The organism is Blastococcus sp. KM273129 (genome assembly GCF_021698995.1).
In the GTDB taxonomy this organism is placed as follows: domain Bacteria; phylum Actinomycetota; class Actinomycetes; order Mycobacteriales; family Geodermatophilaceae; genus Blastococcus.
The window spans coordinates 21,837-38,852 of the sequence record NZ_SSXB01000045.1; the positions used below are offsets into that span (position 1 = coordinate 21,837).

16 protein-coding genes are annotated in these 17,016 nt (G+C 69.5%); 3 read left to right on the forward strand and 13 right to left on the reverse strand.

From position 1 onward, the window contains the following. Window positions 1–53: 53 nt before the first annotated feature. From E9565_RS13520 to E9565_RS13540, 5 genes are all read right to left on the reverse strand, one after another. The gene (locus E9565_RS13520; RefSeq protein WP_113801671.1) at window positions 54–710 is read right to left on the reverse strand and encodes a DUF305 domain-containing protein; all 657 of its coding nucleotides are present in this window, start codon (window positions 708–710) and stop codon (window positions 54–56) included. A gap of 133 nt (window positions 711–843) precedes the next feature. Beyond that, on the reverse strand, window positions 844–1,575 hold the full coding sequence (locus E9565_RS13525; RefSeq protein WP_113801670.1) for a DUF3105 domain-containing protein: 732 nt from the start codon (window positions 1,573–1,575) through the stop codon (window positions 844–846). 478 nt (window positions 1,576–2,053) lie between these two features. Continuing rightward, window positions 2,054–4,930: a heavy metal translocating P-type ATPase gene (locus E9565_RS13530; RefSeq protein WP_236827478.1), complete on the reverse strand. Its 2,877-nt coding sequence runs from the start codon at window positions 4,928–4,930 to the stop codon at window positions 2,054–2,056. Window positions 4,931–5,042: 112 nt separating this feature from the next. Next, on the reverse strand, window positions 5,043–6,419 hold the full coding sequence (locus E9565_RS13535) for an MBL fold metallo-hydrolase (RefSeq protein WP_113801668.1): 1,377 nt from the start codon (window positions 6,417–6,419) through the stop codon (window positions 5,043–5,045). Between the two features lie 120 nt (window positions 6,420–6,539). Further along, window positions 6,540–6,971, reverse strand: coding sequence for a CBS domain-containing protein (locus E9565_RS13540; protein ID WP_113801667.1), 432 nt, complete (start codon window positions 6,969–6,971; stop codon window positions 6,540–6,542). Between the two features lie 357 nt (window positions 6,972–7,328). Here E9565_RS13540 and E9565_RS13545 point away from each other — a divergent pair, with 357 nt between their 5' ends. Beyond that, window positions 7,329–8,027 carry an SCO family protein gene (locus E9565_RS13545; protein WP_236827476.1) on the forward strand — a complete coding sequence of 233 codons (699 nt, stop codon included), beginning with the start codon at window positions 7,329–7,331 and terminating at the stop codon, window positions 8,025–8,027. A 142-nt stretch (window positions 8,028–8,169) separates the two neighbouring features. Beyond that, on the forward strand, window positions 8,170–9,705 hold the full coding sequence (gene lnt, locus E9565_RS13550) for an apolipoprotein N-acyltransferase (RefSeq protein ID WP_236827475.1): 1,536 nt from the start codon (window positions 8,170–8,172) through the stop codon (window positions 9,703–9,705). Window positions 9,706–9,807: 102 nt separating this feature from the next. Here lnt and E9565_RS13555 read toward each other — a convergent pair whose 3' ends face one another. From E9565_RS13555 to E9565_RS13565, 3 genes are all read right to left on the reverse strand, one after another. Then, entirely contained in the window at window positions 9,808–12,174 is a 2,367-nt protein-coding gene (locus E9565_RS13555; RefSeq protein ID WP_236827474.1) for a cation-translocating P-type ATPase, read from the reverse strand. A gap of 151 nt (window positions 12,175–12,325) precedes the next feature. Continuing rightward, a complete protein-coding gene (locus E9565_RS13560; protein ID WP_236827473.1) occupies window positions 12,326–12,535 on the reverse strand; it encodes a heavy-metal-associated domain-containing protein in 210 nt (69 codons plus the stop codon). Window positions 12,536–12,610: 75 nt separating this feature from the next. Beyond that, window positions 12,611–12,895, reverse strand: a complete 285-nt coding sequence (locus E9565_RS13565) for a metal-sensitive transcriptional regulator (RefSeq protein WP_113801691.1) — start codon at window positions 12,893–12,895, stop codon at window positions 12,611–12,613. 361 nt (window positions 12,896–13,256) lie between these two features. On the opposite strand from E9565_RS13565, the gene E9565_RS13570 reads away from it, so the two are divergent. Continuing rightward, a complete protein-coding gene (locus tag E9565_RS13570) occupies window positions 13,257–13,481 on the forward strand; it encodes an SHOCT domain-containing protein (protein ID WP_236827472.1) in 225 nt (74 codons plus the stop codon). 51 nt (window positions 13,482–13,532) lie between these two features. Here E9565_RS13570 and E9565_RS13575 read toward each other — a convergent pair whose 3' ends face one another. The 5 genes from E9565_RS13575 to E9565_RS13595 form a co-directional block, all read right to left on the reverse strand. Next, window positions 13,533–14,003, reverse strand: a complete 471-nt coding sequence (locus E9565_RS13575; RefSeq protein WP_236827471.1) for a TlpA disulfide reductase family protein — start codon at window positions 14,001–14,003, stop codon at window positions 13,533–13,535. A 113-nt stretch (window positions 14,004–14,116) separates the two neighbouring features. Continuing rightward, window positions 14,117–14,938, reverse strand: a complete 822-nt coding sequence (locus tag E9565_RS13580) for a F510_1955 family glycosylhydrolase (protein WP_236827470.1) — start codon at window positions 14,936–14,938, stop codon at window positions 14,117–14,119. A 158-nt stretch (window positions 14,939–15,096) separates the two neighbouring features. Next, on the reverse strand, window positions 15,097–16,056 hold the full coding sequence (locus E9565_RS13585; protein ID WP_236827469.1) for a M56 family metallopeptidase: 960 nt from the start codon (window positions 16,054–16,056) through the stop codon (window positions 15,097–15,099). Beyond that, complete coding sequence (locus E9565_RS13590; RefSeq protein ID WP_236827468.1) at window positions 16,056–16,430, reverse strand: BlaI/MecI/CopY family transcriptional regulator; 375 nt, start codon at window positions 16,428–16,430, stop codon at window positions 16,056–16,058. The genes E9565_RS13585 and E9565_RS13590 overlap by 1 nt, the downstream gene beginning before the upstream one ends. Window positions 16,431–16,691: 261 nt before the next feature. Continuing rightward, window positions 16,692–17,016, reverse strand: a 325-nt coding sequence (locus tag E9565_RS13595) for a sulfurtransferase (protein WP_255726056.1), incomplete at its 5' end; no start/stop codon positions are given.

Consider the following 17,016-nt stretch of genomic DNA (forward strand, 5'->3'; position numbering starts at 1 on the left):
CTCCGCCGATCCCACCAGGGAGTGCAGAGCCTGGCCCCGCCTCAGGGTTCGGGTCAGGGCTCGCCTTCGCGGGCGCTCAGCATCTTCGTCATCGTGACGGTCTCGGCAGCCTGCGTCTTGGCGATCGTGCCCGCGAGACTGCGCACCGCCTGCTCCTCGGCGCGATCCGCAGCCGACTCCGCCATCTCCAGACCACCCTGGTGATGACGAATCAACAACTGCAGGAAGCGTCGGTCGAATGCCGTGCCCGACGAATCCCGCAGCTCCGTCAACTCCTCTTCGGTGGCCATGCCTGGCATCGGGCCGCCGGCCCCCATGGCCGCGTCGTGGCCGGCGTGCTCGTCGGTCGCCATCCAGGCCATCGACTCACCACCAGTGGGTGGGATCCCCCAGAGCGACAGCCAGCCCTGCATGCGCCCGGCCTGATTGGTCTGTGTGGCCGAGATGTCGAACGCCATCTGGCGGATCTCTGGATCCTCGGTGCGTTCGAACGCCAGGTTGGCTATCTCGACTGCCTGCAGATGATGGCGGGACATGTCTCGCGAGAAGCCGGCGTCCACGGAATCCGCGCCGGGCGCCTCGTCCCGACCCAGACCGAGTGCCACAGCCGCTCCGCCGCCGAGCAGCAGCAGCCCGACTGCGATGACCACGCCCAGAAAAGCCCGCAGCGGGCGATACCCCGACCGAGCGGTCGTCTTTCCCGTCACCATCCCTCTCCACCGGTCTGATCGCCGATTCGCTCGCCCGGCACGGCACTCGTCTGGAACTGGATGGCCTGTCGATCGCTCCCGCTGACGCGCCGGCGATTCCACCTGGCGGTGCGTGCGCGGGGCGCCGAGCTGATCACGGCGCCGACGTCCCGGAGTCGGGGTCGAGAGCGGCGCCGTCCTCCACGAGCGGGTCGGCCAGGAACTGCGGACTCTGACAGGTGGCACCCGGCTCGGGGAAGAGCTCGGCGTTGAAGGTCATGAAATCGGCGTACTGCTTGATGCGTGGATCGGCGGCAGAGTCGACCTTCAGCTGGTGGTTCCAGGACTGGACACTGATCGGCGAATCCAGGCCGACGTAGGGCGACAGCATCCGGCCGGACTCGTCAGCGACCTCGGCGAGCAGGGCGATGTCGTCCTCGGAGACCACCTCCGGGTCGTAGGTGATCCACACAGCGCCGTGCTCGAGGCTGTGCACGGCATTCTCGTGCCGGATGTCGACCTCGTACACGGTCCCAGTGCAGTCGGCCCACACCCCGTCGTGCGGCCCGGCCACCGGAGGCGTCTGGTCGTAGTCGACCTCGCTGCTCACGTGCTCCTGGCCGGCGGCGTAGTCGAACACCTCGATGCCGTCGATCTCCTCGACGGAATCGACACGCATGGCCTCGGCCTTGTCGACCTGCACCACGGCATAGCTGATGACAGCCGCGGCGAAGACGACCACGGCGATCGCCGCAGCGATCAGTCCCCACGGTCGCTGCGCGGTGACAACGCTCGCCTGCGGACGGCCGCGTCCTCCGGGACGGCCCCCGGATCGGCTTGATCCACTAGCCCGACGGTCCTTGCGAGCTTCCTGGTCCTTGCCCACGGCTCTCCTTCTACGTGCATCCGAGGCCGCGGAGGCGCCGGTGGCCAACTCAGCGAACAGCGCGCTGCCAGTCCGCGACGTGGTCGCTGCTTTCCACCAGAGGCACTCCCGCCCATGGACGCCCTAGAAACAGGAGCCCGGGAGGCCGGCCGGCGGCATGGTGTCACCGCACGGCGGAGCCGCGGGACTCGCCTACTATACTGGATAGTGGGCGCTGCTGCCGCCACTACCGGACGACGCGGTCGCGCGCCGCGACTGTCGGGAGCTTCCCGGTCCCCACCTCGTTTGATAACTGGGCGTCTGGCCGGCCGGTTGGGTGGTCGTCGCTGGTTGCACCTGGAACACACCTGGCTCAGTACGCCGGAAGATCGCAGTCGTCACTCCTCTACGGTCGCTCCGCGGCGTTAGTGCCACCGGGCCCGCGCTGCGAGATCTGCATCCCGAACACCGTTGCGGCGGAGATCAGGAGCACGACTGGTCACCGTTGTTTCGCTTCCCGGGGAGCCAGCACAGCACCGGTGGAGGGATCTTTGGCCGTCGTCCCGCGGTCCTCGTGGACGGTGGCGACGACCCGCGGCGGGGTGAACCGGTTGAGCCGGGCGGCGTTGACCACGACGCTGATGCTCGACAGTGCCATGGCAGCGGCAGCGATCATCGGTGAGAGCAGGGCGCCGGTGACCGGGTAGAGCAGGCCGGCGGCGATGGGGATCGCGGCGGTGTTGTACCCGAACGCCAGGAACAGGTTCTGCCGGATGTTGCGCATGGTGGCCTTGGACAGCGCCATCGCACTCACCAGACCTCTCAGCTCGCCCGACATGAGCGTGACGTCGGCGGCCTCGATGGCGACGTCGGTGCCGGTACCGATGGCGATACCGACGTCGGCCTGGGCCAGTGCAGGGCTGTCGTTGATACCGTCGCCGACCATCGCCACGAGCTTGCCCTCGTCCTGCAGGCTGCGGACCTCGGCGGCCTTCTGCTCCGGCAGCACCTCGGCGAGGACGCGGTCGATACCGACCTGGCGGGCGACCGCGTGAGCCGTCCGCTCGTTGTCGCCGGTGATCATCGCCACCTCGAGTCCCAGGTCCTGCAGCGCCTGGATGGCCGCGACCGAGTCCGGCTTGATCGTGTCGGCGACGGCGATGAGCCCGGCGGGCCGTCCCGCGACGGCGACGAACATCGGGGTCTTCCCGTCATCGGCCAGCCGATGGGCATGCTCCTGGAGCTCGCCGGTCCCCATGCCGGCGTCCCGCAGCAGGCGGCCGTTGCCGATCAACACCTCCTGTCCGTCCACCGTCGCCCGAACACCCTTGCCGGTGACGGAGTCGAAGGCGGTCGGTCGCACGAGGTCGAGTCCGCGCTCACGGGCTCCGGCCACGATCGCACTGGCGAGCGGGTGCTCGCTGTCCGCCTCGGCAGAGGCCACGAGACCGAGCACCTCTCGCTCGTCCTGCCCGGCGACAGCGATCACGTCGGTCAGCGCCGGTGCGCCCCGGGTGATCGTGCCCGTCTTGTCGAGCACCACCGTGTCCAGCTTGTGGGCGGTCTCCAACGCCTCGGCGCTCTTGATCAAAACCCCCGCGTGGGCGCCCTTGCCGGTAGCGACCATGATCGACAGGGGGGTGGCCAGCCCCAGAGCACACGGGCAGGCGATGATCAGCACGCTGACGGTAGCGATCACAGCGAGGGTCAGGGCCGGGCCGAACACGAACCACAACACGAACGTGGCGATGGCGATGAAGACCACCGCCGGCACGAAGTAGCTCGCGACGGCATCGACGAGCCGCTGGATCGGTGCCTTGGAGGACTGCGCCTCCTGGACCAGCTTGATGATCTGGGCGAGGGCGGTCTCCGAGCCCACCCTGGTCGCCCGCATCGTGAAGGCGCCGGTCTGGTTCACCGTGGCACCGATGACCTCGTCGCCGGCCGCCTTGCTGACCGGGACGCTCTCACCCGTGACCATCGACTCGTCGATCGTGGAGCCGCCGTCAACGATCTCGCCATCGACCGGGATCTTCTCGCCAGGTCGGACGCGCACGTCGTCGCCGACCTCGACCTCGTCGACGCCGACCTCGACCTCCTCGCCGTCACGGAGCACGCGGGCCGTAGCCGGGGTGAGCTCGACGAGGGCACGGATGGCGTCACCGGTGCCGGCCCGGGCGCGGGCCTCGACCAGCCGGCCGAGGAGGATCAGCGTGATGATGACCGAGACGACCTCGTAGTAGACCTCGCGCACGTCCTCGGGCAGGACCCCTGGCACCACAGTGACCACGAGGCTGTAGCCGAACGCGGCGATGGTCCCCAGCGTGATGAGGCTGTTCATCTCGGCACTGCGATTGAGCAGCGCCCGCCATCCGGTGGTGTGGATCGGCCAGCCGACCCAGAAGAACACCGGCAGGGTCAGCAGCAGCTGGATGTACGGATTCTCGAGGAGGTCGGGCACGTACTGGCCGCCGATGAAGTGCCCGACCATCGTCGCGTACACCACCGGCAGGCTCAGAACTGCACCGACGGTGACGCGCCGAGTCAGGTCGCGAACCTCCTCGCGGTGCGCCTCCGCCTCGGCGTTCTCGGTCGACGCGGCTCCGGGTTCCGCCCGGAGCCGGGCTGGGAAGCCGGTGGCGGCCGCGACCGCCTCCGTCAGCCCGTCCACGTCGACCAGCGTCGGGTCGTACATGATCACCGCGCGTTCCGCGCCGAAGTTCACCTGGGCGGAGTCGACGCCCCCGACAGCTCGCAGCTGCGCTTCAGCACGTGCCACGTCGGTGGGCAGGCTGCGGAGCGCGCCGGGCAGCAGGAATTCGGCCCGTTCGCACCTCGCGACGTCGTCGACCCGGGGTCCGACGCCGACGGCGCGAGCGGTCTCCCGGTTCTCCTGCGTGACGCCTCGGGCGGCCTCGACAACGTCGCCGCCGCCTTGTTCTGGTGACGCCAAGGGGGTCTCGGGCCGCTCGGCCTTGGCGCGGAGCCCGTCACCCTCGCCGCCTTCCTCGGCGATGAGGGTGCCGTGCAGCATGTTCATCCCGCAGGCCCAACCGTATTCACCGGGTTGGTCGATGGCGAGATCCATCGTCGTCGTGCCGAAGGCGGCCAGCGAGGCGCTCTTGCGCAAGTCGGGGAACACCACCCGGGCTGTGCAGTCGCTGTTCTCCTGGCGATGGAACCGCAGCTGCACCGGGGAGCCGGCCTCGACCCGGATGAGGCTCGGTGAGTATCCGCCCTTGACGGTAATGTCGACGACCTGACGCCCGTCGTGGACCTCGGCATGCGTGGCCTTGCGCGGGGCGAAGAAGTACCAGGCCAGAGCCCCCGTGAGGGCGACGCCACCGGCGACGACGATCAGCTCAGTGGTGGTCACGTTCTCCTCCTTGCCGAGCCCGCGGGACAGGTGCGGCGTCCTGCTCTCCAGTGCTCACTGCCGCGCACTTTCAGACCGGGGGAATCGATCCCGATAGCGCATGAGTCCGCCGTCACCACCGTCGGTCTCCACCACGGGGTTCGTCCTCCAGCCCGACCTTCTTGGCGCTGCCGTAGTCGTCGTTGACCAGCACGACCTGGCGGCCGGGTCGGTCGAGGACCGACGCTGCGATGGAAGCCCGGTAGCCCGACCCGCAGTAGACCCAGACCTCGCCCTGGGGAACTTCATCGAGCCGGTCGGCGAGCTGGTGCAGGGGCATGTGCCGCGAGCTCCGAACGAACCCGGCGGCGCGCTCGTCGTCGCGGCGAGCATCGAGGATCTGCACCGGTCCGCGTTCGAGCTCGGTGGCCAGGCCGGCGAAGTCGCTCACCCGGTACGAACGCAGCGCCCCGTCATCGGCCAGGCTTTCGATGTCATCGATAGCGGCGCCGGCCAGCTCGTCGATGCCGATCCGTATCAGCTCTCGGCGAGCGTCGGCAATCTGGTGCTCGCTCTCCCCGATCAGGGTGAGCGGGGCGTCCCAGCGGTAGAGCCAGCCGAGGTAGGTGACGAGGTTGGTACCGAGCTCGAAGTTCAGCGACTCAGGCAGGTGATGGGCCGCGAAGGCCACTCGGTGACGCAGGTCCACGACCCACTCCCCGGCCTGGATCCGCCGGCGCAGCTCAGCGCCGTCGACCCGCTGTGGGAGGGAGAGGTCCACCGCCGGCGGGCCACTGCGGTTGATCGGGCTCATCCGCGCGTAGTAGGCCGGATAGACGTCGAGTCCGGCCAGCAGGGCGTCGACGTACTCCTGCTCCGCCAGCGTCAGGGCCGGGTTCGCCCCGACCTGCTCCCCCACCGTCGAGGCGGTGCCGCTGGTCGGAGTCGCGGAGCAGAAGCTGCCGAAGCCGTGGGTGGGGAAGACCTCCGCCTCGGCCGGCAGCTCGCGGACGAGCCGCTGCACCGAGTGGTACTGGGCGTGGGTTAGGCCGGTGGTGTCCTCCGGACTGACCAGGTCGGTGCGCCCAGTTGCCCCGAAGAGCATCGATCCACCGGTGAACACGCCGACGGCCTGCCCGTCGGCCTCGTGGAGGGCGTAGCTGACGTGGTGGTGGGTGTGGCCGGGGGTGTGCAGGACCCGGAGTCGCATCGCCCCGGCCTCCAGCACGTCACCGTCTTCGACGCTGAGGTGGTCGAACTCCGCCCCGCTGTCGGCCGGCAGGACGTAGACGGCGCCCGTCCGAGCGGCGAGCTCGAGTCCGCCGGTCAGATAGTCGTTGTGGATGTGCGTCTCCAGCACGTGGGTCACCTGCAGCCTCTGTGCGTTGACCAGGGCCAGCACCCGGTCGATGTCGCGCTGCGGGTCCACCACCACCGCAACCTCGCCGTCTGTCGCCAGGTAGCTGCGGTCGCCCAGGCTCGATGTCTCGATGGTGTCTACGACGGTCATCGCGGTCCTTCCGTGCGGAGGCGATCAGAGCGGATGGCACTGCCCCGCACATGCCGCTGGGCGGTGCCCGCGGCACGACCGACCACGGTCTCATCCGCCCGGCGGCTGGAGGATTCCCTCTCAGGCCCGTGAGGACGACTGGCTCTGCTCCGAGACTTCCCCGACGACGTTCCCGGCCTGCTGCTGGTCCGTACGGGCGAGATCGGCTTGGGCAACCATGCCGACGCAGCAGCCGCCGGCATCGACCACCGGCACCCGCCGGATCTTGCTGTCACTCATGATCCGCGCGACCTCATCGACGTCGTCGTCGGGACCGCAGCAGCTGGCCTGGGATGTCATCACCTCGGCGACCGGCGTTTCTGGGTCCTTGCCCTGGGCCACGCACCGACAGGTGATGTCCCGATCGGTCACCACGCCGACGACGTGGCGGGCGTCGTCCACGACGGGCAGGCAGCCGCAATCGTTGTCGGCCATCAGCTCGGCGGCTTCCCGGACCGTCGTCTCCGGCGAACAGCAGGTTGGGTCAGCGGTCATGACGTCGGATACGCGCACTGGGCACTCCCTTGAACAGATCGTGGCAGCCGGACCCTCGACTACTACCCGGACTCGTACTCGGTACTCGCGTCCGTCGGGTTCCTCTGTCGACACTGCCGGTCCGGCCGACGACACTGCCGGTCCGGCCGACGACACTGCCGGTCCGGCCGACCGTCCACGTCTCTGCACCGGGTGAAGGCCGGTCCCCGCTTCTGGCCTCACACCGGGATGCCACCCTGAGTCAGCGCGTCTGGCTTGGTGACCGTGTGCTCCTGCCCTCACCTGACGGGTGGGCTGGCCTCACGAGCCGCTGCTTACTATGTCGCCTAGGGGTCAGCATCCCGTCGCGGCCGCCTGTACTTCCCGGGAGGTCCTGTGCGCGTGGTCCGCGGTGGCACGGCAGCGAGCGTTGCGGTTCTCTTCGGCAGCCTGGTGCTGGCCGGTTGCGGTGCGGACGCCGGGGACCCGGGGGATGCGGATGCAGCGAACGGGGTATCCATCATCGCCGACGACGACGGCTTTCACGGCACACTCATGGATCCCCCGCGGCCTCGTCCCAGCCTCGAGCTGCGCACAACGAGTGGTGAGCCGTTCGACATCGGCGACCGGCCGGAGGACGAGATCACCATGTTGTTCTTCGGCTACACCCACTGCCCGGACGTCTGCCCCACGACGATGGCCGACCTGTCGCTCGCGCACGACATGCTCACGCCAGAGGTACAGGACCGGGTGCAGGTCGTGTTCGTGACCGAGGACCCCGCCCGGGACACGCCCGAGAAGCTGCGCGAGTGGCTCGACCGCTTCGACCCGGAGTTCACCGGGCTCATCGGGGGAAACGAAGCCACCGCGGCTGCGCTCACCGAGTTGTACCTCCCCGAGACCGCGCAGGTCCCCGCCGTCTCCGACGCCCCGGCGCATCCCCACGACGGGGACGATGCCCACCAGGAGTACGGGATCGACCACGCTGGTGCCGTCTATGTCTGGGGTCCGGGCGACCGCTCGATCGTCTACACCGGCGGCACGACACCCGAGCAGTACGCCGAGGACCTCACCGAGCTCGCCGCTGCCGGGTGAGGGCGGGATCCAACCGGGACCAGGGTGAGCGCGGCCGAGGTCCTCTTCACCGGGATTTCTTCTGCCTTCGGGTGCACTTTCGGGCCTCGATTCCCCGCTCGCCAGGCACGGGGAGGAGCCGGTGAGGCAACCATCCCCGCCCGTGACGTCGGACCGGGCACCCACGGGCGCCCAGGTCCCACCGGAGGGCAAGAGGGTCACCCGGCTGGCAGGCATGGCCCTCGCCGTTGCTGCCGGCGCCGCCTGGGCACTGGCCGCGCCGCCCCGTGGGTGGTGGCCACTGCTGTCGGTGGGCGCTGCAGCGCTGACCGTCGCGTTGTACAACCGGCCGCTGAGGGACCGGCTCCTCCTCGGCGCGACGACAGGATTGGTCCTCTACGGGGCCACGCTCCCGTGGCTGCTCGAGTTCCACGTCGCCGGGTATCTCGGAGTGGCGGCCCTCGAAGCCGGACTGCTCGCCGGGGCCGCCGCACTGGTTCCCTCTGCCGCGCACGGCCGTTGGTCCGGTGGATGGTGGGCGCTCCCGGCTGCCCTCGTGCTGCTCGAAGCCGTTCAGGCCCGGTTCCCGCTGGGCGGCTTTCCGCTCGTCGCCTTGTCCCTCAGTCAGCCCGACGGGCCCTTTCTCGGCGCCGCCGCGCTCGGTGGCTCGCTCCTGGTCACCGGCGCGGCGGCAGCTACGGGAGTCGCGCTTGCGGCGCTGTTCGTCCTGCCGGATCGACGTCGCCGGGCCGTTGCTGCCGGCGGGGCTCTGGCCGTCAGCGTCCTCCCGGTCGCCGTCGGGTCGAACCTCACGACTCGTGACGCGGGGACGTTGGATGCGGTCGTCGTGCAGGGCGGCGGTCCGCTCGGGGAGCGGGCGGTTGACTCCGACGCGTACGCAGTCACCCAGCGCCATCTCGACCTGGCCCGGGACGTCAGCGGCTCCCCCGATCTCGTACTGCTCCCGGAGAACGTCGTCCACGTCGACGGGCCGATCGGTGCGACATTGACAGGGGCTGCCCTGGCCGAGCTGGCCCGGGAGCTGGGCGCACCTGTCGTCGTCGGCATCGTCGAGACCGAGGGCGACGGATTCCGCAACGCTGCGGTCCTCTGGGGACCGGACGGCGATCGGCTGGCCCGGTACGAGAAGGAGCACCGGGTGCCGTTCGGGGAGTACATTCCCGCCCGAGGCCTCCTGGAGAAGGTCACCGATGCCACGGCGCTGGTCCCGCGGGACGCGATCGTCGGCGAAGGAGAAGCACTCCTCGAGTCACCCGCCGGGCCGCTCGGGGTGGTCATCTCCTACGAGGTCTTCTTCGCCGACCGGGTGCAGGAGGCCGTGGCTGCGGGCGGACAGGTGGTCCTGGTTCCCACCAACGCCGCATCCTTCGTCACCGAGGAGGTGCCGGCAGCCGAGCTCGCCGCAGCTCGACTACGGGCCCGAGAGTTCGGCCGCACCGTCCTGCAGGCTGCGCCCACCGGCTACTCCGCCGTCATCCTGCCCAGCGGACAGGTGATCGCCAGGAGCGACCTGGGGACAGCAGCGCTCCTCAGGGAGAGGATTCCGCTGCGCGTCGGGTTGACGCCGTACGCCCGCTCCGGGGATCTGCCGGTCATCGCCCTGGCAACCCTCATCCTGGTGGGGACGGCGTTCCGACGCCGACCGCGGCAGTCCGCTGCGGACGCCGGGCACCCGTAGCTCGCACCGGGGAACGCCGATCAGGCGCCTCCCGGATCAGCCGGGAGGACGCCCGATCGGCTTCCTCGGCGCCGCCCCGTTCGCCAGGCCGCCGACAGGACCTCAGCGGGAGGAGATGCTGGGATCCGGAACCGGCCCGTCGGTCACGGGCGCCCCCTCCGGCGAGCGGTCCGCCACGGCTCCCCCGTCGACACGGTCCGACGCCAGAGCCTTGAACCGGCGCAGCCGCAGGCTGTTGGAGACGACGAACACCGAACTGAAGGCCATCGCCGCCCCGGCGATGAGCGGGTTCAGCAGCCCGGCGGCCGCCAGTGGAAGTGCGGCGACGTTGTAGGCGAAGGCCCAGAACAGGTTGCCCTTGATGGTGGACAGCGTCTTCCGTGCGAGCCGGATGGCGTCCGCTGCAGCTCGGAGATCGCCGCGGACGAGCGTCAGGTCGCTGGCCTCGATGGCGACGTCCGTGCCGGTCCCCATGGCCAGACCGAGGTCCGCCTGAGCAAGGGCGGCGGCGTCGTTCACCCCGTCACCGACCATCGCCACGACCTTGCCCTGGTCCTGGAGTCGCTTGACGACATCGACCTTGTCCTGCGGGAGGACCTCGGCGAACACCTCGTCGATGCCGACCTGCTGGGCGACCGAGCGGGCAACGGTCTCGTTGTCCCCCGTGAGCAGGATGGGCGTGAGTCCGAGGTCGCGAAACTGCCGGATGGCCTGGGCCGAGGTCGGCTTGATGGCGTCGGCCACGACGAGGACGCCGCGGGCAGCGCCGTCCCAGCCGACCACGACGGCGGTCCTGCCCTCCTCCTCGGCTGCAGCCTTGGCCTGCTGGAGGTCGGCGGGTATCTGCTGCGCCCAGTCGGCGAACAGCCGGACGCGTCCTACCAGGACCGCGTGGCCGTCCACGACTCCCTGAACGCCGAGCCCCTCGATGTTCGTGAAGCCCTCCACGCTCGGGAGCTGCCCCGTCCGCTGCGCGGCACCGGCGGCGATGGCCTGAGCGATCGGGTGTTCCGAGGCGTTCTCCAGCGCGCCGGCGAGCCGCAGCACCTCGTTGACGTCTTCTCCCGAAGCGACGGCGACGTCGAGCAGGGTCATCCGCCCGGTGGTGACCGTGCCGGTCTTGTCGAGGACGACGGTGTCCACGCGGCGGGTGGACTCGAGCACCTCCGGACCCTTGATGAGGATGCCCAGTTGAGCCCCACGGCCGGTACCGACCATCAGCGCTGTAGGAGTGGCGAGACCCAGGGCGCAGGGGCAGGCGATGATCAACACGGCGACGGCCGCGGTGAAGGCCATGCCGACGCCCCCGCCGATGGCGAGCCAGAAGACCAGGGTCGCCACTGCCAGTGCGATGACGATCGGGACGAAGATCCCGGAGATGCGGTCGGCCAGGCGCTGGACCTCGGCCTTGCCGTTCTGGGCCTCCTCGACCAGTCGTGCCATCTGCGCCAGCTGGGTGTCCCCACCGACCCGGGTCGCGCGCACGACGAGACGACCACCGGCGTTGACCGTGGCGCCGACGACCGCATCCTCGAGCCCGACCTCCACGGGTACCGACTCACCGGTGACCATGGACGCGTCCACCGCGGACGCTCCCTCGGTAATCACGCCGTCGGTGGCGATCTTCTCCCCCGGCCGGACAACGAACAGGTCACCGACCGCGAGCTGGTCGACGGGGATCCGGTGTTCCTGCCCGTCTCGCAGGACGGACACCTCCTTGGCGCCGAGCTCGAGGAGTGCGCGCAGCGCCGCACCCGAACGCCGCTTGGCGCGCGCCTCGAAGTAGCGCCCTGCGAGCAACGCGGTGGCGATACCCGAGGCGGCCTCCAGATAGATGTTGGCGCTGCCGTCGGTGTGCGCGACGGAGAACTCGAACTCGTGGGTCAGGCCCGGGACGCCGGCGGTCCCGAAAAAAAGCGCATAGACCGACCAGCCGAGAGCGGCCAGCGTGCCCATCGAGATCAGGGTGTCCATGGTGGCCGCGCGGTGGCGCAGGTTGGCCCAGGCCGCCTCGTGGAACCGCCAGCCACCCCACACGACCACCGGAGCGGCCAGGGTCAGGGACAACCACTGCCAGTACGTGAACTGCAGGGCCGGGATCATCGCCATGGCGATCACCGGGACCGTCAGCGCGGTCGAGACCAGCAGCCGGTGGTGCAGCTCGCGCACGTCGTCGTCGGCCGCCGGCCCGGGCTCGATGTCGTCCGCCGCCGACCGTGGTGGCTCCGGCAGCCGGGCCGTGTAGCCGACCTTCTGCACCGCCGCCAGGAGGTCCTCGGGAGTCACACCCGGGGCATAGCTGACCTTCGCCTTCTCGGTCGCATAGTTGACCGTGGCCGTGACGCCGTCCAGCTTGTTCAGCCGCTTCTCGATCCGTGCGGCGCAGGACGCGCAGGTCATGCCGCTGATCGCCAGTTCGACCTGTTCTTCCCCAGTAGGCGTGGTGCCATCACGGGTTGCGGAGCTCATCGATCCTCCTGGTAGCGGGGTTGCCGGGCAGGTGGCTGGTGGCAGCACCGCCGGCCTGCCGGTCATGGGAGGACGCCCGGCGGCCAACCTGGCGCACAGCTCCCGCCCTCGTCCTCACGACGGCGGCGCCAGGCAGCTGAGCGGTCAGCGGTCAGCGGTCAGCCAGTGCGTACCCCGCCTCTTCCACAGCCGCGCGTACGGCGAACTCATCAACTGCGGTGTCGCTGGTGACGCTGAGCCCCCCGGTGGCCAGATCCACCTGCACGGCGGTGACGCCGGGCAGCTCGTTCACCTCCTCGGTCACAGCAGAGACGCAGTGCCCACAGGTCATGCCGACCACGGTGTAGGTCGAAGTACTCATCGGACGAATGTCCTCTCGATCGTTGATGGCAGGTCTATGGGGCGCGCCGTCCCTCTGGCGAGGTCTGCCACTGGCTCACGACCGCACCAGCCGGGCAATGGCTTCCGATGCCTCCCGAAGCTGGTCCTCGGCCGCTCGGCCACCGCGGTCGGCGGCCTGCAGAACGCAGTGGCGTAGATGCTCGTCCAGCAGACCGAGCGCCACGGCTTGCAGGGCCCGGGTCATGGAGGAGACCTGGGTGAGGATGTCGATGCCGTACTCCTCGTCATCGACCATCCGCTGAAGCCCGCGAGCCTGACCCTCGATCCGCCGTAGCCGCTTCAGGTGATCGTCCTTGCGGCGGATGTACCCCTCGGACATCTGCCCCTCCAGCGGTTCCACGGCGCCTCCGCCTCTCAGTCGCTCAGTCCGGCCCAACGCAGATACCCCCCGCCGTACTCGCGGAGGGACGCGACCCGCTGTCAGCACAGTGCGGTCGAGGTAGGAGTGGTGACCGGCGAGATCCGTCCTTCCTTCCGTACACGGACCGCCCTTTCAGCGAAACCGGCGCCCGTGACGGATAGCTCGGGGCGGTGACGGGCACCATCGACTCAGCCGGGAGCGGCCCCGCCCGGAAGCCCCCGCGAGACAAGCTTACTATGTTATTTAGTACCAGCCTGCCGAGAATCACCAGGAGGTCATCGCAGTGGGTGGAGATATGGGCATGATGGGGATGTGGGGCATGGGCCTGGGCATGCTCCTGTGGACGGTCCTGCTGATTGCGTTGGTCGCGATAGCCGTGGTCCTCGTGGTGAAGGCAGTCCGCCGCCCTGAACCGGCACACCGAGGGGGCAACGGTGGGCGCGAGGACCGGTCCGCCGAGGACGAAGTCCGGATGCGGTATGCCCGCGGCGAGCTGGACAGCGAAGAGTTCCGCCAGCGACTGCAGGATTTGCGCGACACCTGATTCCCCCGAGCTCGGACCGGGAACCCTGACGCCAGCCGCAGAGGCCCTTCCTCAGGCTGAGGACAGCAGAGTGTCCATCAGCTCTTGCAGTTCCTCCGGCGTCAACTGACCGACTCGACGGTCAACCACACGCCCCTCTGCATCAACCGCGAGCGTCACGGGCAGGCCCCGCACCCCGAGCTCGCGCAGAAGCTCGGCGTCCGAGTCGACCGCGTGCGGATAGCCGATTCCGAGATCGCTCAGGAATGCCGCGGCTGCTTCCGGGTCGTCCTGGGTGTCGATGCCGAGGAAACGCACGTCGTGCCCGTGACGCGTGTAGGCCTCTTGCAGCAACGGCATCTCCTCTCGGCAGGGCAGGCACCACGTCGCCCAGAGGTTCACCAGGGTGGGTCGACCGGTCAGGCGGTCCAACGAGACGTCCGGACCGGGGCCGAGGCACGGAAACGTGAGCGATGGCAGAGCTTCGGCGTCTGGAGCCGCAGGCTGTTCGGGAAGCTCCTCGCAGGGTGGCGCGGTCTCCACGGGCAGCCTCCCTGAGCCCGGAGCCGCTACGGAGTCGCCGGCCGAGGTTGCATCGGGAGTGCAGCCGGCGAGCAGGCCGAGCGCCAGCAGTACGCCGAGCCCTCGCGGCTTCATTACTCCCCCCGGTACAGGTCCGTGAAGGTCGCTCCACCATCGGTCGAGATGAGAATGACACCGTCAACGGCGACGTAGACGTCCTCACCGTTCACGCCCAGCGCCTCCGGCGCGGCACCGACATCTCCCCGCTCCATCCATGTCTGTCCGCCGTCCGTGCTGGCATACACCATGCCCTCCGGCGAGATGCCCACCGCCTCACCGGCGCTCAAGGAGAAGTCGACGAGCAACAAGACAGGGCTCTCCGGAACCACCTCGAAGGTCTCACCGGAGTCCTCGCTGAGGGCCAGACCCTCTTCCGTGGTCACCAGTACTCGCGAGGAGACATACGGATCCACGGCGAGGTCGGCGATGTTCATCTCGCCCCGATCGGTCCACTCGGTTCCGTTCTCGCTCACCAGCAACCTGCCGCCGCTGTGGCCGTAGATCTGCCCCCGGGTGGCATCGAGGGCATGGAAGTCCGCTTCACCGGCCAGCGACAACGTCGTCCAGGTCTGTCCGCCGTCGGTGCTCTCGATCAGGCCCAGGCTGCTCGGACCGGATTGTCCTTCCCCCGGGTGACCGCTGGCGAGGTAGTGCTCCGGGCCGACGACGGTGAAGCCCATGAAGTCCTGAATGCGGTCGGCGACCCGGTTCAGCTCCCCGTCCGGCGACACCTTCATCAGACCGTAGTGAGTGCCGGCGTACAAAGCGCCGTCCGCCGGGTCCACCCCCAGTCCGTGCACGTGCTCGAGGGTGAGGTCATCACCGTCCGGACCGGCCGCGGCGTCGCCAGTGTCACCCGTGCAGCCGGCGGCGAGGAGCACACCGGCGATGGCCACGGCAACGGTTGCGTGGCGCCGGCCACGACCCCCGCGACCCGCCACCGTGTTGCAGGGCCGGCCATCCCGGCAAGGGAGCAGGGCGATCGGCGACATTCGGACTCCCATCGATCGAGCACAAAGCGGCAGTCGCGCAGTCATGTGATGGTGCTGGCCGCTCAGGCCCACCACGCCTCGCCGGGCAGCAGGCACAGCCCGCTCGACGCAGCGGACAGCAGGGGCCATAGCGCAACGGCCAGGGGCGCAGCGACGACCAAGGCGGCGGTGACAACGGCGAGGAACCCATGGATCGGCGCAAGGGGCTGAACAGGCCTGAGCAGCCGGTTCACCCGGACCGCCCCCGCGGCCTGCGCCGCCGCCATGACGACGGCCGGAGCCTTCATGCCCGCCAGGCTGACCAACGCAGACGCAACCTCGACCCGGTCGACCTCGCGTGCGGCGGCATCGTCGGCCAAGAGTTCGACGAGCCGTTCGGTTTCCGCCCTGGCATGGGCGAACACCGGAAGGCGCGGGAACGCGCGACCGAGGATGCGGGCCGCGGTCACAGGGAGGTGGTGGCGGCCACGCAGGTGCGCCCGTTCGTGTGCCAGGACCCCGGCCAGCTCCTCATCGGACAGCCCCTCAAGGGCAGCGCTGGTCAGCACGATCGTGCGGTGCCGACCGGGGATGCAAAAGGCGGCCGCCTGAGAAGAGTCCACAACGTGGGCACCCAGCAAGGGACTGGGATGGGCACCCAACAGCACCGACGACCGCAACCGCCGTCGCTCCAGACGGTCACGCCGGACCTGCCTCACCGTCACAAAGGCGAGACGCGAGGGCACCACAACGGCCAGTAGCCCGCCGAGCACGATCCCGGGCACCTGACCGGGCGAACTGTAGACATTCGCGATCGTCGTGGCGCAGGCGTCGAGGAACGCAGCGAGTCCCCCGCTGATCGCGGTGGCCGGCACGAGCAGTGTCAAGCCGGCGAGGACCGTCGCCAGCACGACCCCGACCGAGGTCGCTTGCCAAGCGCAGACCGCGAGCCGGGGTGCGCGATCAGCCCAGGCTGCGCTGACCATCCTGGGCGCCAGGACGGCCAGGACGATCGCGAAGGCGAGCAGGCCTGCGCTGACCATCAGGGCGCGTCAGCGCGACGGGCAGCTTCCACGGCCGCGCGGAGCTTCGCCACCCCGTCCTGGTCCAGATCGGCGACGAAGTGCATCAGCACCTCGTCCCGGTCGCTCGCTTCCTCGAGGACTTCCTGGAGAAGCGCCGCCGAGTGCTCACTCCACGTGCGGGTGGGGGTGTAGCGCCAGGCACGCCCCTCCATCTGCCGCTGAAGCTGACCCTTGCGGTGCAGGTTGTCCATGACGGTCATGACGGTGGTGTACGCGAGGGAGCGCGAGCCGTTCAGCTCACCGAGCACCTCGCGGACGGTCGCCGGCGCGCCTCGCCGCCACAGGCACTGCATGACCACAGCTTCCAGGTCACCGAACGGTCGCACCGGCATCTCCCCATCGATCGATCGCTGAGACCGCTTCACACACGTCGGCACACCCAACGCAGGGCAGACCAGCGCTCACACTGTACTAGCACGGTTAGTCGTCATGCTGTTCCATCATCGGGGGAAGAGACGGCGAGGCCGCACTACGGTGAGGACTGAGCGCGCCGCCAGCCCAGCGCCACCCGGCACATCGTCCGACTCGCTATCCGGGGCGCCTCGGCGCGACCCCCGCCCGCTACCGCAGCAAGGAGCCGCGGACCGTCTGGCTCACTTCTCGATCGGGACGCCGACGAGCGAGCCGTACTCCACCCAGCTGCCGTCGTAGTTCTTGACGTCGGACCGGCCGAGCAGCTCGCGCAGCACGAACCAGGTGTGGCTGGAGCGCTCGCCGATCCGGCAGTAGGCGATGGTCGGCTTGCTCTCGTCGTAGCCCTGCTCGGCGTAGAGCTTCTCGAGCTCGGCGTCGCTCTTGAAGGTGCCGTCCTCGTTGGCGGCCTTGCTCCACGGGATGTTGATCGCGGTGGGCACGTGACCGGCCCGCTGCGACTGCTCCTGGGGCAGGTGGGCGGGCGCGAGGATCTTGCCGGAGAAC

Excerpts from the sequence above, each read along its gene's own strand:
- E9565_RS13560 (WP_236827473.1), bottom strand. The coding sequence starts at position 12,535 with ATGAGTACTTCGACCTACACCGTGGTCGGCATGACCTGTGGGCACTGC.
- E9565_RS13570 (WP_236827472.1), top strand. The coding sequence starts at position 13,257 with ATGGGCCTGGGCATGCTCCTGTGGACGGTCCTGCTGATTGCGTTGGTC.
- E9565_RS13565 (WP_113801691.1), bottom strand. The coding sequence starts at position 12,895 with ATGTCCGAGGGGTACATCCGCCGCAAGGACGATCACCTGAAGCGGCTA.
- E9565_RS13590 (WP_236827468.1), bottom strand. The coding sequence starts at position 16,430 with ATGCCGGTGCGACCGTTCGGTGACCTGGAAGCTGTGGTCATGCAGTGC.
- E9565_RS13535 (WP_113801668.1), bottom strand. The coding sequence starts at position 6,419 with ATGACCGTCGTAGACACCATCGAGACATCGAGCCTGGGCGACCGCAGC.
- E9565_RS13520 (WP_113801671.1), bottom strand. The coding sequence starts at position 710 with ATGGTGACGGGAAAGACGACCGCTCGGTCGGGGTATCGCCCGCTGCGG.
- E9565_RS13555 (WP_236827474.1), bottom strand. The coding sequence starts at position 12,174 with ATGAGCTCCGCAACCCGTGATGGCACCACGCCTACTGGGGAAGAACAG.
- E9565_RS13585 (WP_236827469.1), bottom strand. The coding sequence starts at position 16,056 with ATGGTCAGCGCAGGCCTGCTCGCCTTCGCGATCGTCCTGGCCGTCCTG.